This is a genomic window from Syntrophus aciditrophicus SB, from assembly GCF_000013405.1.
GTDB lineage: Bacteria > Desulfobacterota > Syntrophia > Syntrophales > Syntrophaceae > Syntrophus > Syntrophus aciditrophicus.
In genome coordinates, this window is the sequence record NC_007759.1 from 50,373 (window position 1) to 66,423 (window position 16,051).

Annotated in this window: 15 protein-coding genes; 2 read left to right on the forward strand and 13 right to left on the reverse strand. The window is 54.6% G+C overall.

The features are described from left to right. From SYN_RS00230 to SYN_RS00275, 10 genes are all read right to left on the reverse strand, one after another. Nucleotides 1–1,221, reverse strand: coding sequence for an efflux RND transporter periplasmic adaptor subunit (locus tag SYN_RS00230; protein ID WP_041584537.1), 1,221 nt, complete (start codon nt 1,219–1,221; stop codon nt 1–3). 42 nt (nt 1,222–1,263) lie between these two features. Continuing rightward, nucleotides 1,264–2,385 carry a molecular chaperone DnaJ gene (dnaJ, locus tag SYN_RS00235; RefSeq protein ID WP_011415962.1) on the reverse strand — a complete coding sequence of 374 codons (1,122 nt, stop codon included), beginning with the start codon at nt 2,383–2,385 and terminating at the stop codon, nt 1,264–1,266. Nucleotides 2,386–2,543: 158 nt separating this feature from the next. Continuing rightward, complete coding sequence (groL, locus tag SYN_RS00240) at nt 2,544–4,178, reverse strand: chaperonin GroEL (RefSeq protein ID WP_011415963.1); 1,635 nt, start codon at nt 4,176–4,178, stop codon at nt 2,544–2,546. 15 nt (nt 4,179–4,193) lie between these two features. Continuing rightward, nucleotides 4,194–4,484: a co-chaperone GroES gene (gene groES, locus SYN_RS00245; protein ID WP_011415964.1), complete on the reverse strand. Its 291-nt coding sequence runs from the start codon at nt 4,482–4,484 to the stop codon at nt 4,194–4,196. A gap of 325 nt (nt 4,485–4,809) precedes the next feature. After that, a complete protein-coding gene (locus SYN_RS00250) occupies nt 4,810–5,316 on the reverse strand; it encodes an Hsp20/alpha crystallin family protein (protein ID WP_011415965.1) in 507 nt (168 codons plus the stop codon). A 27-nt stretch (nt 5,317–5,343) separates the two neighbouring features. Continuing rightward, nucleotides 5,344–5,748 (reverse strand): Hsp20/alpha crystallin family protein, encoded by a 405-nt coding sequence (locus SYN_RS00255; RefSeq protein ID WP_011415966.1) that lies wholly within the window; start codon nt 5,746–5,748, stop codon nt 5,344–5,346. Between the two features lie 17 nt (nt 5,749–5,765). Next, nucleotides 5,766–6,209 carry an Hsp20/alpha crystallin family protein gene (locus SYN_RS00260; RefSeq protein WP_011415967.1) on the reverse strand — a complete coding sequence of 148 codons (444 nt, stop codon included), beginning with the start codon at nt 6,207–6,209 and terminating at the stop codon, nt 5,766–5,768. Nucleotides 6,210–6,525: 316 nt separating this feature from the next. Next, complete coding sequence (locus tag SYN_RS00265) at nt 6,526–8,244, reverse strand: L,D-transpeptidase family protein (RefSeq protein WP_158302880.1); 1,719 nt, start codon at nt 8,242–8,244, stop codon at nt 6,526–6,528. Between the two features lie 159 nt (nt 8,245–8,403). Continuing rightward, nucleotides 8,404–9,066, reverse strand: coding sequence for a rhomboid family intramembrane serine protease (locus SYN_RS00270; protein ID WP_011415969.1), 663 nt, complete (start codon nt 9,064–9,066; stop codon nt 8,404–8,406). Between the two features lie 155 nt (nt 9,067–9,221). Next, nucleotides 9,222–9,581, reverse strand: coding sequence for a response regulator (locus SYN_RS00275; protein WP_148202437.1), 360 nt, complete (start codon nt 9,579–9,581; stop codon nt 9,222–9,224). A gap of 230 nt (nt 9,582–9,811) precedes the next feature. Here SYN_RS00275 and SYN_RS00280 point away from each other — a divergent pair, with 230 nt between their 5' ends. Then, nucleotides 9,812–10,687 carry a DMT family transporter gene (locus SYN_RS00280; RefSeq protein ID WP_011415971.1) on the forward strand — a complete coding sequence of 292 codons (876 nt, stop codon included), beginning with the start codon at nt 9,812–9,814 and terminating at the stop codon, nt 10,685–10,687. A gap of 50 nt (nt 10,688–10,737) precedes the next feature. Here the strand turns inward: SYN_RS00280 and SYN_RS00285 are convergent, their stop codons facing one another. The 3 genes from SYN_RS00285 to SYN_RS00295 all read right to left on the reverse strand — a co-directional run bounded on the left by SYN_RS00285 (nt 10,738) and on the right by SYN_RS00295 (nt 14,106). Next, nucleotides 10,738–12,033, reverse strand: coding sequence for a glycosyltransferase (locus SYN_RS00285; protein WP_011415972.1), 1,296 nt, complete (start codon nt 12,031–12,033; stop codon nt 10,738–10,740). A gap of 163 nt (nt 12,034–12,196) precedes the next feature. Next, nucleotides 12,197–12,691: an FmdB family zinc ribbon protein gene (locus SYN_RS00290; RefSeq protein ID WP_011415973.1), complete on the reverse strand. Its 495-nt coding sequence runs from the start codon at nt 12,689–12,691 to the stop codon at nt 12,197–12,199. A gap of 158 nt (nt 12,692–12,849) precedes the next feature. After that, nucleotides 12,850–14,106 (reverse strand): M48 family metallopeptidase, encoded by a 1,257-nt coding sequence (locus SYN_RS00295; RefSeq protein ID WP_041584538.1) that lies wholly within the window; start codon nt 14,104–14,106, stop codon nt 12,850–12,852. A gap of 303 nt (nt 14,107–14,409) precedes the next feature. Between SYN_RS00295 and SYN_RS00305 the strand changes: the two genes are divergently transcribed. Further along, complete coding sequence (locus SYN_RS00305; protein WP_202943577.1) at nt 14,410–15,981, forward strand: DEAD/DEAH box helicase; 1,572 nt, start codon at nt 14,410–14,412, stop codon at nt 15,979–15,981. The last annotated feature ends 70 nt before the right edge of the window (nt 15,982–16,051 follow it).

The window sequence follows — 16,051 nt, forward strand, 5'->3', positions numbered from 1 at the left end:
TCATTTTTCATTGATTTTGATTCGCGAACCATCCCGCAGACGGGTTGAAGGGGTCAGGACAACCCGATCTCCCGTCTTGAGACCGGCGGTCACCTCGACAAGATCGCCGAAGGTCTCGCCTTTTTCCACCGGGGTTTCCCGGACCCGGTCGCCCTCGATTTTAAACGCCACGAACAGTCCGGCCCGCTTCACCAGAGCAGAGGCATTGACGGCGGTTCGCAGGCGCTGTTCTTCCGGTTTTGGCAGACGGGAGAGGAAGGCGACCTTGGCGCTCATTTCGGGAAGTATCCGGGGATCCAAATCCACAAAGCGGACTTTGACCAGAATGGTCGCCTTGGTCCGATCCGCCGTTGGCACAATCATGTGGACTACACCGCGGAAGCGGAGATCGGGCAGGGCATCCAGTTGAATTTCGCAGGGCTGCCCCGTCTTCACGAGAGCGAGACTGGATTCGGAAACATCTGCTTCCACCTGCAGGGAATTCAGGTCGGCGATGGTCACCACGGCCGCCTTGGCGTTGGCCGCAGCGCCCAGGGGGGTGACGATGTCGCCGATGTCGGCATTTTTCGTCAGAACGACGGCATCAAAAGGGGCGCGAATCAGGGCGTAACCCAGCGATGTTTCCGCGCCCTTCAAGGCAGCTTCCGCAGACTTTTCTCTGGCTTCGGCGGCGGCAACCGCGGCCCTGGCCCGCAGATAGCGCGCCTCGGCCGTATCGTATTCCGCCCGGGAAATCACATCCCGCTGCAGCAACTGTTTTTTTCTCGAATAATTCAGGTCGGCGTCCTGCAATTCCGCGCGCATCTGAGCCGTATCGGCCCGGGCGCTCTTCAGATTGGCAGCTGCCTGATCGCGAGCCGCCCTGGCATCCTCATCCTCCAGGCGGGCGATGACTTCACCGGCCTTAACCCGGCTTCCCTCCTCCACGGAAAGCGAAATAAGGCGGCCTGTAATCTTGGAAGCCACCGCGGCTTTCCGCTGGGCCGCGACATAACCGCTGGCATTCAAGAGAGAAAAAGTCTGGGAGGGATAGATTCGGGAAACGGCGGCGGTGTCCACGGCTATGGCCGGAACCAGCCGTCCGGTGAGATAGAGCGACACAAGAAGAATAACCAGCAGCAGGCCCGCGGCGGTCCAGTAGAGCGGTTGAAGCCGCCGTCTTTTTCGCACCGTCCGGTCCGATTTATCGATGGTCAGCCTGGAAAGATCTTCTGGGGCCATGAGAGATTCTCCTGGTGTTCGCATGCAGCGAGGATAACATTTTCATGGATCAAATATGCGGCATATGCGGAACCGCCCGTACAGTTTCTGGAAAAAACCGGGAGAAGGATTTTTTCCATGTCCGGATATCCGGTCGAATTGCCTGAGGAGGCGCTTTTGAAAAAGAGTGAGTTTCCGGGGGATGATGACGCGGATCCGGACAATTAGATCCCCGCGGCCGGCGCTTTGAAGGATCGGCATCCCCTTGCCGGGAATTTTGAAGATATCTCCATACTGAGTCCCTGGAGGAATCGTCAGATTGATGTCTCCCCAGAGCGTCGGAACGGAAATCTTTGCGCCCAGGGCCGCCTGGGTCATACGGATCGGGAGCTGGCAGAGAAGATCGTCGCCGTCCCGCTCAAACAGGGGATGGCCTTCAACTGCAACTTTTACGTAGAGATTGCCGGCCGGTCCTCCCCGTCGGCCGGGCTGTCCCGCGCCGGCAAGAAAGAGCTGGGAACCGCTCCGGACCCCCGGCGGTATTTTCAGAGAAATCGTGGTGGGGGCCTGAATTTTTCCACTGCCGTGACAGCTGCCACAAGGGGATTCCAGGCGCTGGCCCTGACCCTTACACTCCGGACAGGTGACGGAAAACCGGAACAGGTGGCCGCCATGGGAGAGTGTACCGCTGCCATGACAGACGGGGCATGTGATCCAGCCGGTACCCGGCTTTGCGCCTGAGCCTTTGCAGTTCGGACAGATCTTGGTCCGGGGGAGCTCCAGCCCGACCTCTTTTCCATGGGCGGCTTCTTCCAAGGTGATGGTTACGGAGGCGACGAGATCCTCGCCGGCCTCTTCCTCGGGCTGCCCCCTCCTCCCGAAGGAGAAATTCAGAAATTCGTCGAATATCCCGCCGAAAGCCCGGAAGATATCCTCAGGCCTGGTGAAGCCCTGATAGCCGCTGCGCCGAAGACCTTCGTGGCCGAACTGGTCGTAAATGCTTCGTTTATCCGGGTTGCTCAGCGCTTCATAGGCTTCAGCGGCTTCACGGAAGCGGGCTTCCGCTTCTTTGTCCCCGGGATTGCGGTCCGGGTGGTATTTCAGGGCCAGTTGCCGATAGGCCTTTTTGATCTCTTCGGGTGAGGCCTTTCTGCTGACACCCAATATCTCGTAATAGTCACGCACGGCCGTATTCCTCCCGGCTGCGAAAAGCGCTGACTTGATTTCAGTGGCAGGTTAAAAGATATCGTTTTTTTCTTTCATAAGCAATGACTTATAAAAAAACCCCCCTGCCGTTGCGACAGAGAGGTTTTTTGAGGGGGGTGAGGTATCTGTTCGTTGTCTCAGTATTCCATATCGCCCATGTCGGGAGGCATGCCACCGGGCATCCCGGCTCCCTTTTTCTTGGGCGCTTCGGCGATCATGGCCTCGGTCGTCAGGAGCAGAGATGCCACGGACGCCGCGTTCTGAAGGGCAAAACGGACAACCTTGGTGGGATCGATGATGCCGGCTTCCATCATGTCCACGTATTTTTCGGTATCGGCATTGAAACCGAAATTCCCGGTGTTCTCCTTCACCTTCTCGACGACGATGGATCCTTCGAAACCGGCATTTGCGGCAATCTGGCGCATGGGTTCCTCGACGGCCCGTTTGACGATATTCAGGCCAGGCCGCTCATCATCGGGAAGATCCATGCCTGCAAGGGCCGGAAGGGTCCGCAGCAGGGCGACACCGCCTCCGGGGACGATGCCTTCTTCCACCGCCGCCCGCGTGGCATGGAGGGCGTCTTCCACCCGCGCCTTTTTCTCCTTCATTTCAATTTCCGTTGCCGCACCGACTTTGATCACGGCGACACCGCCCACCAGTTTGGCCAGCCGCTCCTGAAGCTTTTCCCGATCGTAATCGGATGTCGTTTCCTCGATCTGTGTGCGAATCTGCTTGACCCGCCCTTCGATGTCGGCCTGACTGCCCGCGCCATCCACAATCGTGGTGTTGTCCTTGGTGATATGCAGCCGTTTGCAGGTCCCCAGATCGGTCAGTGTAATGCTGTCCAGTTTGATGCCCAGTTCTTCAGAGACGACCTTGCCGCCGGTGAGAATGGCGATATCTTCCAGCATGGCCTTTCGCCGATCACCGAACCCCGGCGCCTTGACGGCCGCGCACTTGAGGGTGCCCCGGATGTTGTTCACCACCAGCGTGGCCAGGGCTTCTCCTTCAAGATCTTCGGACACGATGAGCATGGGCCTTCCGGAACGGGCGATCTGTTCCAGAATGGGCACCAGGTCCTGCATGACGCTGATTTTCTTATCATAAAGCAGAATGTAGGGATCCTCCATGACGACTTCCATCTTTTCCGGATCCGTCACGAAATATGGGGAAACATAACCGCGGTCGAACTGCATGCCTTCCACGATTTCCAGTGTGGTCTCCATGCCTTTGGCTTCTTCGACGGTGATGACGCCTTCCTTGCCGACCTTTTCCATGGCTTCGGAAATGATCTCACCGATTGTATTATCGTTGTTTGCGGAAATGGTCCCGACCTGGGTGATCTCCTTTTTGTCCCGGATGTCCTTGGAGATCTTTTTCAATTCGTCGATGACGAGTTGCACGCTCTTGTCAATGCCCCTCTTGAGCGACATGGGATTCATGCCGGCGGCGGCGAGTTTGGTTCCTTCACGGTAAATCGCCTGGGCGAGGATGGTGGCCGTGGTGGTTCCATCGCCGGCCATATCCGAGGTTTTGGACGCCACTTCTCGGACCATCTGAGCGCCCATGTTTTCAAATTTGTCTTCCAGTTCGATTTCCTTGGCTACCGTGACCCCGTCCTTGGTAATGGTCGGACCTCCCCAGGCTTTTTCAATCACGACATTCCGTCCCCGGGGACCAAGAGTGACCTTCACCGCATTGGCCAGGGTATCCACGCCCTTCATGACTTTATCCCGGGCGACCGAATCATATTTGATCTCTTTTGCTGCCATTTCGTTGCCCTCCCTTTAAGATTCAATGACGCCCAGAATATCGTCTTCCCGCATGATCAGGTGTTCGACGCCGTCGATCTTGACCTCCGTTCCGGCATAGCGACCGAACAGAATCCGATCCCCTTCCCTGACATTCAGAGGAATGCGATTGCCTTTATCATCCCGCTTGCCCGGTCCCGCGGCAATAACCTTTCCCTCCTGGGGTTTTTCCTTCGCTGTGTCGGGGATGATGATGCCACCCGCTGTCTTTTCCGTGTTTTCGGTCCGTAAAACCAGAACGCGATCATGTAATGGTACGATCTTCATTTCTTACCTCCTTGCAAAATTCTTACAAAATGACTTTTCACAGGATAAGCATGCCGGGCATGCCTGATTCTTTTGAAACAGCAGATTTTGTCCGCTTAAAAAAGCGGCACAACTGCGCATAAAATAATCACGCAATGGCGCTTGTCAATGAAACAGGAAGGGTTTTTTTGTCAGGCTGGCAGAAGCAGCTGACGGAGGGAATGAAGAAAAGCGGCCATTGCCGGCCCTGATCCCTATGGAGGACCAGGGCCTTGGAGGTCGCTTCCATCATCAACTGAAGCTGATAAGAATCAGCCTGTGATCGTGCCGCTTCGGCCGGGTTCGATCATTCCGTGGAGATGGGGATCTTCTTGCTTTTGGTCTGGGCTTCCTCGGTCTTGGGAAGTTTTATGGAAAGAAGACCATTTTTAAAGGTCGCCTCCACCTTTTCCAGGTTAATGCCCTTGGGCAGAGGAATCACCCGGTGGAAGGAACCGTAAGTCCTCTCCAGGCGGTAATAGTCCTTTCCTTTATCCTCCTGTTCCTCCTTCTTCTCCCCTTTAATGGTAACGCTGTCATCGGAAACAAGCACTTCCACATCTTTTTCATCGATTCCGGGAATTTCGGCCTTGATGGTTAAGGCGTCATCATTTTCCCGCACATCGATGGAAGGGGTAAAACCGGCATATCGATCTTCCATCGTCGCAAAAGGCTCGAGGTCAAAGCCACGGAAGAAATCATCAAAAAGCCGGTTCATTTCCCTCTGCAGAGAGTAAAAGGGATGCTCCTCTTCTCGCTTTGAAGGTGTTTCCCCCTTCTTCCAGAGCGAGGGCAAAAGACTTTTCATTGCCATGATTTTTTCCTCCTTCCCTGTTTCTTCTTATCCCGCCTTGATGGCTATTTTTTTTGCTTTGACGGGTTCAACTTTGCGCAGGACTACCCGAAGCACGCCGTTCTTCACCGTCGCTTCAATCTTTTCCCTGTCCACGTCTTCAGACAGGGTAAAGGTCCGCTGGTAATCACCGACATCGTGTTCCGCGTAGTAGACGCGGCGTCCCTGCACATCGGCCGGTTCGACCGATGCGTTGATTTTCAGTACATTCCTGTCCAGGATGACATCGACCGAAGTTTCATCAGCTCCTGGAATATCCGCTGTGAGAACGATCGCTTCCCGAGTCTCGTAAATATCCACCTTTGGCGTGTAAACCTTTGTATTTTTTGTTCTTTCCAATTCGATCGGTTCTCGTGCCGGCTGTTTCTCTAACGGTTTGTATTCCTGATCCATAGGAATTTCCTCCTCTGCTATTCCGATTTGATGACGACCTTACGGGGTTTGTCTTCTTCCGCCCGTGGGAGAAGAATCTGAAGAATGCCTTTTTCATAACTTGCTTCCACCTTCTCCTGGTCAATGTTAAAAGGCAATTGCAGAGTCCGGCTGAAACGTCCGTAGCCTCTTTCCTGCCGGTGATAACGGCATCCCTCCCCGGGGGGGTCCGGTTCTCTTGACCCCTTGATATAAAGAAGATCCCCCTTGGTCGTGATCTCGATCTTGTCGGAATCCATGCCGGGGAGTTCCCCCCTGATCAGCACATCATCATCGCCGATCCATACATTGACGGGCGGATGGTGCTGGTCATACTCCTGAGTCAAACCCGAAAAAAATCGATTCATCTCTTTCTGGAATCGCATCATTTCCGGAAACATGTCCACCATGATTCCTCTTCTCAAAATTCCCGGTCCAAACATCTGATCTTCCTCCTTGCCTCATTGAGAATAGAGTGCATCTTACAGAATATTATCAAACTCGCTCATTCAAAAAAATGAGTTCTCCGAGACCTTTTCTAAGAAAAACGATAACTCTGTCTCAATCAAAATCCTGATATTGTTATGGATATCCGGATTCGGCATTAATATAGTCACTCAAGTTCGGTTGTCAAGGGAGGAGGGGTTGGTGGTGTTGCAAGTGAATTCAGAGGACAGAAAAAAGGGGGGAGCGAAAGCCTTGACCGCGTCGCCCGCTCACCCCTGCTGTAATGAAATCGAATTTTTGATGGAGTCCCGGTTATTGGGGGCTGGAAGCGCCGGGGGACTGTTTAAGTGAGGCCAGGACCATCAGTAGATTAGCCGGAATGTTATCGATATCATAAATATCCGGACGGAAGTTGAGGTTGCCTTCCCGATCGATCCAGACGGTCTGATAAACAATGTGGACCGGAACCCGTTCGTTCAGCGGCAGGGGCAGGTTCTTTCCCTTTCGGATCTCGGCCTGGATGTTCTGGCTCGACCATCGGTTATTCGGTTGAATCTTCAGCAGATAGGCGGCAAGATCCACAGGTTTTTCGATCCGGACGCAGCCGTGACTGAAGCTGCGTTTGTCCTGCGTAAAGAGATTGCGCGTGGGAGTGTCATGGATATAAATATCCGCTTCGTTGGAAAAAACGAACTTGACGCGCCCCAGCGGATTATCCGATCCAGGTTCCTGTCTCAGAAAGTAGGGGAAATTTTCGGCAGTGACCCGGGACCATTTGATTGAAGTCGGAGAGACGGGATTGGTCTGATAATCTCCCGCGAAAACTTTAATCTTCTTTCCGAGGTATCGGGGATTTCTCTTGAGCTGCGGCAAAAACTCCTCCACAGCGATGCTCTTGGGGATTTTCCAGTATGGATTCAGCTCTATGGCGGTAATCCGGCTGCTTAACAGGTTCGTCCGTTTGTCGGTCTTGCCGACGATGGCGCGGATATGCATCACCACGCGCTTGTCTTCCACGATTTCAAGGTTGAAGTCCGGAATATTGATCAGGATATGCCGATCGCCCAGCTCATAGGGCAGCCACCGCAACCGATCCAGATTGACGGCCATCTGGCAGATGCGGACTTCCACGGGAACGTTCAGCTCCACCAGGGTGGTGCGGCCGACGATGCCGTCTTCCCGAAGACCGTGCTGACGCTGGAATCGACGAACGGCTGTCTCCAGATCAAGATCGAAATAGGTATCCGTTTTAGCTTGCGACAAGGACGCCATTCCAGTGGAAATCAGTCGTTTCCTTAGTGTTCTGACCCGTTTGTCGCGCATGCCCTTCATGAGCGGGCGGCCTGCCGGAATCTTGCGCCAGCCGCCGGCTTCCGCGATATCGATGTACTCGTTAAGTCGCTCCCGGAGCTTCATATAGCCATAAAACCGGGGAGCCACTTCATTCAGCGTCGCTTCCATCTCACTGCTTTCCAGGGCGCTTGTCAGCGTCTTGATGAGATCGGTTTGTCGCCGTTTGAAGACCCAGCCGGGATAATGCCGCTGATGATCGGCCCTGCCACCGGAAAAATGAGAGGTATAGGAAAAAAAGGCCTCGGTCAGCAGGAGATCGAGATCGGCCAGTTGTTCAACATTGAGAGGCTGACTTCCCTCCCTGTCCAAATTGATTGTCGCTATCAGGGCCTCAATGCGTGCAACGCCATAGTCCTGGGGACTCAAACCCTCCCGAGTCGCCCGCTTTAAAATGCGCAGCAGATCGGCGGCCTGCTCATTCGGTCCCTCATTCCCGCTCCAGGCCGGCAAACCGTTTCGGTCCGTATAAAAGGCTTGCAGCAGGCGGACGGTATCCTGATCGTTGTATGCAAAATTCAGTAGAGATTTCCCGGACCCGTTCACGGTCCTCTGCAGAATACGATCGGCAACCTCTTCGGTAAGGGGTCTTGCGTCCAGCATTCCTGTCGTGACAATCCAGGTCAGGGCGATGCCGGCCAGCAGCATGACCCGGAGAATATGGACATTCCTCAATCTCATGCAGAATTCTCTCATTTGAATAAACATGCCGTTCTGTGGATTTTTATGGAAGCTTCCGAGGGGATGATTCGGGGTTATTTTTGGATGCCGTGCTGCATCTTCGTGCCGATCCCTTCTGACGCTCGACTGTCCATATACCAGAGCATGATAATTGGTCAACTATGTTTTTCTGTAGAAAATTCGATGAATCAAAGCGCCGAAAGCAAAGCCGCCGATGTGAGCCCACCAGGCAATACCTGAGGTATGGTCACCAGCCAGTGTGGCATTGAGGAACTGCATGAGAAACCAGAGGGCGAGGAATAGAATGGCGGGGATTTCGATGAACCACGGGATAAAGAGCAGAGGAACGAGGGTCACAATCCTGGCGCGGGGATAGAGAAGGAAATACGCGCCCATAACCCCGGCGACGGCGCCACTGGCCCCGATCGTCGGCACCGGAGAGTGCGGATTGAGAAGGATATGCGTGAAACCCGAAGCGAGGCCGCAAAGCAGATAAAAAAGGAGATAGGATAAAGAACCGAGGCGATCCTCGACATTGTCGCCAAAGATATAAAGAAACCACATATTGCCGAGGAGATGCCAGAAACTGCCATGGATAAACATGAAGGTGAACAGGGCCGGAATCGCCTGCCCGCTGCCGAAGTCAGCGACCCCTCCAGGATCGGTGTAGCGGGCGGGGACCAGGGCATAACGGATCATAAAGGTATCGGCTTCCCCGCCAAGAGAAAGCTGTATCCCGTAAAAAAACACGTTAAGCAGGATAAGGACGATATTGACGAAAGGAAAATGGCGGGATTGAATCGTATCGCGAACTGGAATCATGAGGAGATAACCTCTGCACCGCTGAACGGTCCGCTTCCCGGTATTTCCAGGGTGAACAATTCAGGCGCATGCTGAAAAAACCCTGCATTTCGTGAGGTGGTCGCCAATCAGCAATACGGTCGGGATTTGAACACTAAGCGGTTTTCGGGAAACCGTTATCCTGATTCGAACGCGGGTTGAATATTCCTGAGGACGGCATGCAGATCATCCAGCTTGAAGGGCTTTCTGAAAAAGGTGTCCGCGCCGGCCTCCTCGAATTTGCGAAAATCCAGAGAGCCGGTGATTCCGATAATGAACATATGAGGAAATCGGGAGCGGACGGTCCGGCATAGATCAAAACCACTCATCCCCGGCATCTCCGCGTCGGTGATCAGGATATCGTAAGAATTCCGGTTCAGCAGTTCCAGGGCGTCATCGGCACGGCCGGCCTTGCCGGGGTAATAGCCCCACAGGGAGGTGCTGATTTCCAGAAGATCGGTTGTTCCGGGGTCGTCGTCGACAATCAGAATTTTCATGCTGATCTCCCTTTTATTTAAATTTAAAGGGTTCCGGTCCTCAATGCCGAGGTTCCAATTTCCCCTTGAAGGGAGGATTCCCAAGGAGGGTTTCCAGGGCTTTTACCGGTCGTTTAGTGTATGATGTCATCAGGAATTTTCCCATCATGGGGAGGACTGATTTTAGTGGGGATAAGTACTTATTTTTCTCTCAGGAAAAGGATGAGAAACAGAGAATCTGAGGCCGGGCTGTGTCCGTTTTGAGTTTTTTTCTTTCCTTGGCGGCCGCCGCGGGGTTGGCGACTTCCGATGCCCTGACGAAGCGGTTTTTCAGTGACCGCTCCGCTTATGAGATGGGGCTGATCCGTCTGGCTTATACTGTTCCCTGGCTGCTTGCCGCGTCTCTTTTTATCTCTCCGGCGAAAACGGACGGGGTGTTCTGGTCCTGCGTCCTGGTTGGGCTGCCTTTAGAGGTGCTGTCCTTTCTGTGCTACATGAAAGCCCTCAAGGTGTCGCCGCTTTCCCTGTCGCTTCCTTTTCTGGCCTTCACCCCCGGCTTCATTATTCTGACCGGATGGCTTATCCTGGGAGAAAGGCTCAGCGCCGGAGGGCTGGCCGGCATCATGCTGATTATTGCCGGTTCCTACTGCCTTAATATTTCTTCCTTGAAACAGGGGGCTCTTCAGCCGTTCCGGGCTATCATCCGGGAGCCGGGCTCAAGGTTGATGCTGCTGGTTTCCTTTATTTATGCCTTTACGTCCACTGTGGGGAAACTGGCGATTCTGCACTCCAGTCCGGCTTACTTCGGCATTGTATATTACCTGCTCTTCACAGGCCTCATGTTTGCCGGTCTGGCCTTTATCGGGAAAAGATCCGGGAACATCCTGCGGACGCGGACTCCGGCCATGGCGCTGGCGCTGGGGGCGACGGTGGCCGTGACGATTTTCAGCCACATGCTGGCCATTTCATTGACCCAGGCTGCTTACATGATCGCCCTGAAGCGGACCAGCCTGCTGATCGGCGTACTTTACGGGGCCTGGTGGTTCCGGGAGGAAAAGATCATGGAAAGACTGACGGGGGCCTCGCTCATGGCGACCGGAGCCCTGTTGATCGGTTTGTTGGGATAGAAATTCAGAAAGAAGCAGCGCGTCCGGATGTTTACGGCACTTTGCGCGGGTCAGCTCAGATTTTCGTATTCTTCCTGTTTGATCGTCTGGAGGGTGGCTGTCGCCTTTTCGGAAATCAGATCCCATTCCGCCTTCAAGGCGCGCAACAGACTGTCCCAGGGGGGAAAAACATCGGAATCTCCGTTTTCGGAATGATGATCTGCCAGAATGGCTTCATAAAGACCGGCCATCTTTAACCCACACTGCCGGCGGGAAAAGGCGGGTGCCGTTTCTGCCGCTCCCTGCCGCCACCGGTTCGCCTTCTTCGGGTCCAGGGCGAATTCTTCCATGGCCTGGACGAAGGCCTCGATGGGAGCATCGGCGGCCAGAAGCCTCCCGTTCCAGTCATCTCGCACCACTTCACGCGTTCCCGGCGCATCCAGACCGATGACCGGTTTTCCCGCTGCCATGGCTTCGGCAAGCACCATGCCCTGCGTTTCTGATTTCGAGGAAAAAACGAAGAGATCCATCGCTGAATACAGATCCCGCAATGCCTCTCCGGTTTGACTGCCGGCCAGAAAAAGGCGCGATTCCTGTCCCGCGGACTCGAAGATTTCCCGAATTCGGGATTCACTGGGACCTGAACCCACAACAAGAAAACGGGCCGAGGGATGGCGATCGAGGAACAGGCAGACGGCCCGGGCCAGATAATCCAGATTTTTCTCCGGCGCCAGTCGGCCCACGTGGCCAATGACCAGTCGGTCTCTGCTCACACCGCAACGCTCGCGGCCGGCAGACCGGCAGCCTCCTCCGAGTACATCGAGATCCACTCCCGTGGGGATTTCAGAAATGGGACTCTGGACCCCCCGGTTTTTAAGCAGTTCACCGATGCTGCGACTCGGCGCTACCACATGGGCGCACAGATTCGCATAGGCTTTGGACAGGCAGACCACAAACCGCTTCATCGCTTTGGAATCCAAAGGAACATAGTGAGTATAAGCTTCATAAAGGGTATGATGGGTGAAGACGAGGGGCAGATCGCGCCGCCTCGCTTCCCGCAGGGCGGCATCGCCCAGCAGATAGGGATGGTGGCTGTGAATGAGGTCCGGCTGAAAGGCGTCCAATCGCTCCCGGATGATAAAAGGCAGAGGTATGCACAGGGAAAAATCACTGCCGTTGAAATTCTGAATCGCCGGCACGCGCATCACCTCCGGTCCTTCGTCATCCTCTCCCTGTGCGGCGTAGGTCGGCGCGACGATCAGGACCTGGTGCCCCAGGGCCTGCAGATCTTCAGCGAGTGTGAAGACGGATCGGGAAACCCCTCCGATCTGCGGCAGGTAGGTATTCGTGAACATGCAGATTTTCATGGTTGATTCCGTTGGATTGTTAAAAGTCTCCTGCAGTGTCTGTAAAAAATTCGGGACAGGACGATAGATGCACAGAAATTCTGGATCATATTAACATTTAACCTGAATCCCGTAAACCGCAAGTGTGGAGAAAGCGTTTTTCGCGATCCTGTCTGCACTCCTGTTAAAGATCATAAAGCGTTTCATCGACTCGGGGCTGGGTGCGCCGCTTCGTTCCCTTTGCTGCTTTCTGCCCGGGCAGAAACGGTTCCTCCGATTCCAGCAGGGCACCCATTTCCTGCTCGATCTGTTCCGGATCCTCCCCCCGTTCCATGCGGCGAAGGGCTTCTTCCATCCCCTCTCCCAGGTGCAAACCGGTCATGTCGGACAGTTTCCTCATCAGGCGGACAGCCTGACGGGGATCCTCTTCATCGATTCCGTCCATCTCGCCGGCCAGCATGGACATCGCCCTTTCCATCCGGTTTTCATCAAGAGGGGGCATATCCTCCCCTGCCGGGTCCTCCCGGCCGGGGGTAATTTTGGCGAAGACCGACATCTGACGTTTCAAGGGAACCGTTTTGCAGGTGGGGCAGAAGGGGATCTTCTCCGTGTTGACCGTTCGAGAAAAAAAATTATAAACCGTATTGCACTGTTCACAGAAAAATTCATAAATCGGCATAAAACTTCCTCACGTTACAATTATCATTTGATGATTTTAATCATTTCCCTCCGGGAAAATCAAGTTTCCGGGGGCCTGTCGAGCAGCCCTCCTTCTTCTCCGGAAAGCGGATGGTCCTTATTTATTCTTTTTATAGAAATATCGAATCGTTACCGAGCTCAAGCCCGGCGGTCCACAAGGCGGCCGATCCGTTCCAGCAGCGGCGGGTGGGAATAGTGAAACCACACATAAAGCGGATGGGGAAAGAGGTTGGCGAGGTTGTCCTTTGCCAGGCGTTTCAGGGCCGATATCATGGGGGCTGCCGTTCCGATCAGATTCCGGCTGTAGTCATCCGCTTCCCGTTCGAACCGGCGGAGCATTGCGGCGCTGAAAGGCTTCAGAAAGAAGAAAAAGGGCCCGGTCAGGATCCCGATAAGCAGCAGGCCGGCATAAGTGACGGGTTCCGAAAAGCCGAAGGTCGAATAGAGAAGAGGCCATTTCAGCAGACGGGAAAAGAGGTAAAGTATCCCCAGGGAGGTCAGTTCCGTGAAAATCAGCTGTTTGAGTATGTGCCTCTTTTTCCAGTGCCCGATTTCATGAGCCAGCACGGCCAGGATTTCCTCCCGGGTCGAAGAAGCAAGGAGGGTGTCGAACAGGACGATCCGCCGGGTTTTCCCCAGACCGGTAAAGTACGCATTGGTGTGACGACTCCGTTTCCCTTCATCGACCTGATAAATTCCGGCCACTTCCAGTTCCGCCCGTCTCGCCAGATCCATCACGGCCCTTTTGAGATCCTGGTCCTGGATCGGTTCGTAGCGGTTGAAAAGGGGGGCGATGACCACCGGATAAAGCCAGAGCATCAACAGTTGAAAGGCGGCGAACAGCAGCCAGGACCAGAACCACCAGGATTCCCTGGCGTATTGTATCAGTGCCAGAAAAGCGCTTCCCAGCGCACCCAGCAGGATGACGGAAATCCCCAGGCTTTTCAGGCTGTCCATCACCCACAGCCGGAAAGTCATCGTGCTGAAGCCATACCGTTTTTCAATCCCGAAGATGCGGTAGAGATCGAAAGGCACAGCGATTACACCGCTGGCCAGCATCAGGACACTGAAAAAGAGCAGACCCGACAGGATAAAGGGAAGCTGCCGGCCTGAAAGAATGCCGGTCAGCCAGGGAAGGACACCGCTGAGGAGAACTGTCAGCGTCAACAGATCATCGACGATCCCTTCAAACGAAGTAAAACGGGAGGTCGTCACCGTATAATCCGTCATCCGGGAGAGGGTGGCTTCATCGATTTCACCGCGGAAAAGTTCCGGCACCCGGCGGCCGTGATGCTGGAGATGCCGGATGTTGATCCGGGTCAACGCTTCCTTGAAAAGGCTGCGGGCAAGGAAAAGAATCAGAAAAGTCACCAGCAACGCGTTCCATTCTATCATCGGGTTCTCGATTTCTCGCAGTTCTTGATTATTCTCTGCCTGCTGAAGCCTCTCGGAAGCGGTAGAGACAGGGATGCCTCTAACAGTTCGGAGGAAAAAAGTCAATTTCGGTCAGGGTGGGCTCTAGTCTGGAAATATGGATCTCCCTCTGATCTTCCTGGAAACGGTGACAGGAAGGACCTGCCCTGCCGTAAAAAAGAAAAGAATTGAATTTTCAAGGATTCGGTGCAATGATTGCGCGCTTGAATTTACTGCTGAAAAGTCACTTTCCCTTAAAAAAGCGATAATTGCTGAAGGATGCCTATGGACCCCACATTGAACGATCAAGAACCCGAATCGACACCGCCTGCAGACCAGAATTTCAATGATCCCGGGGAGGAGCCGATCCTGGAGCCGACCGACGCCCTGCCCGAGGTCGCTCTGGAGTGTTTGCCCCCGACGATAAGGGATGCTGCCACCCGCGCGGGGTGGACGAAACTGATGGACGTTCAGGCCAAGGCGATTCCCTATATCCTGGCCCGGCGGGATCTCATGATCCAGTCGAAAACGGGCAGTGGAAAGACGGGAGCCTATCTCCTGCCCATACTGGGACGTCTTGACCCGCGGAAGGCCGCCTGCCAGGCCATGATTCTTGTGCCGACTCGGGAACTGGCCCTTCAGGTGTCGAGGGAAGCCCTCCTGCTGAGCGCCGACTCCGGAATCCGCACAGCCGTTGCCTACGGCGGCGTTGGGTATCACGCCCAGCTCGAGGCCTTCCGGGAAGGGGCGCAGCTCGTCATCGGAACACCAGGGCGGATCCTGGATCATCTGATCCGGAGTTCCCTGTCGCTGAAAGCCTTGTCGATTCTGGTTTTCGATGAGGCGGATCGCATGCTGTCCATGGGATTCTATCCGGACATGAAGCGCATTCAGGAATTCATTCCCCGCGAGATCAATGCCTATCTGCTGTCGGCCACGTTTCCGTCCCATGTTCTCCGCCTTGCCGGAGAATTTCTGAGAAAACCGGAATTGCTGAGCCTCAGTCGGGATCAGATTCACGTGACGGAAACGGAGCATGTGTACTATCTCGTTCCGGGAATGGGCAAGGAACGGTCTCTTGTCCGGATCATCGAAGCGGAAAATCCCGTTTCCGCCATTATCTTCTGCAACACCAAAGCCACGGTCCATTTCGTGAGCGTCGTACTGAAACGTTTCGGTTATGACGCGGACGAATTGAGTTCCGAACTGTCCCAGAAGGCACGGGAAAAAGTCATGGCGCGGATTAGGAGCGGATTACTCCGTTTTCTGGTGGCCACGGATGTGGCAGCCAGAGGCATCGATATCCCGGACCTGTCCCATGTCATTCAATATGAACCGCCGGAAGATCCCGAGGCTTACATCCACCGGGCGGGCCGCACCGGCCGGAAAGGCGCCAGCGGCGTCGCCATTTCCCTGGTTGCCGGGATGGAGCAGTTTCGGCTGCGGGACATCGCGAAGTCCTTCAGTATCGATATTCAGGAACGGTCCCTGCCAAAAGATGAAGAAGTGGAAACGACCGTGTCCCAGCGAGTGATCGCTCTGCTGGAGGCCAAGATGAGAATGCGTGACCGACTGCAGGTGGAACATATGCAGCGTTTCATTCCTCTGGTCAAAAGTCTGTTGCAGAATGAAGAAGAAATGGACCTGATCGCCATGCTGGTTGATGATTTCTATATGGCGACTCTGAATACGCCTCCTCCCCAGCCGCCGGAAGTGCAGAAGTCGTCAGTGTCCGCTGGGGGGCCTGAGGCTGCCTCCGGGGCAAAAAAGAAACGCCGCCATCGCAAATCTTCCCGCAGCATGGCCGGAAGCCGATCGGACAGCGGCGAATCCACGGGAGAAACGGAAGGGGATTAATTTTTCTCTTCCGCAATGACCGGCTCTACTTCCCATCCCATGTTTCCGGCGCCGCAGCGGTGAAAGTTCC

What these genes read in the sequence shown, in the direction of transcription:
- SYN_RS00295 (WP_041584538.1), bottom strand. Translation starts at nt 14,106, where the DNA reads ATGATAGAATGGAACGCGTTGCTGGTGACTTTTCTGATTCTTTTCCTT.
- SYN_RS00265 (WP_158302880.1), bottom strand. Translation starts at nt 8,244, where the DNA reads ATGAGATTGAGGAATGTCCATATTCTCCGGGTCATGCTGCTGGCCGGC.
- groL (WP_011415963.1), bottom strand. Translation starts at nt 4,178, where the DNA reads ATGGCAGCAAAAGAGATCAAATATGATTCGGTCGCCCGGGATAAAGTC.
- SYN_RS00290 (WP_011415973.1), bottom strand. Translation starts at nt 12,691, where the DNA reads ATGCCGATTTATGAATTTTTCTGTGAACAGTGCAATACGGTTTATAAT.
- SYN_RS00305 (WP_202943577.1), top strand. Translation starts at nt 14,410, where the DNA reads ATGGACCCCACATTGAACGATCAAGAACCCGAATCGACACCGCCTGCA.
- SYN_RS00260 (WP_011415967.1), bottom strand. Translation starts at nt 6,209, where the DNA reads ATGTTTGGACCGGGAATTTTGAGAAGAGGAATCATGGTGGACATGTTT.
- SYN_RS00230 (WP_041584537.1), bottom strand. Translation starts at nt 1,221, where the DNA reads ATGGCCCCAGAAGATCTTTCCAGGCTGACCATCGATAAATCGGACCGG.
- SYN_RS00270 (WP_011415969.1), bottom strand. Translation starts at nt 9,066, where the DNA reads ATGATTCCAGTTCGCGATACGATTCAATCCCGCCATTTTCCTTTCGTC.
- SYN_RS00255 (WP_011415966.1), bottom strand. Translation starts at nt 5,748, where the DNA reads ATGGATCAGGAATACAAACCGTTAGAGAAACAGCCGGCACGAGAACCG.
- SYN_RS00275 (WP_148202437.1), bottom strand. Translation starts at nt 9,581, where the DNA reads ATGAAAATTCTGATTGTCGACGACGACCCCGGAACAACCGATCTTCTG.
- groES (WP_011415964.1), bottom strand. Translation starts at nt 4,484, where the DNA reads ATGAAGATCGTACCATTACATGATCGCGTTCTGGTTTTACGGACCGAA.
- SYN_RS00250 (WP_011415965.1), bottom strand. Translation starts at nt 5,316, where the DNA reads ATGGCAATGAAAAGTCTTTTGCCCTCGCTCTGGAAGAAGGGGGAAACA.
- SYN_RS00285 (WP_011415972.1), bottom strand. Translation starts at nt 12,033, where the DNA reads ATGAAAATCTGCATGTTCACGAATACCTACCTGCCGCAGATCGGAGGG.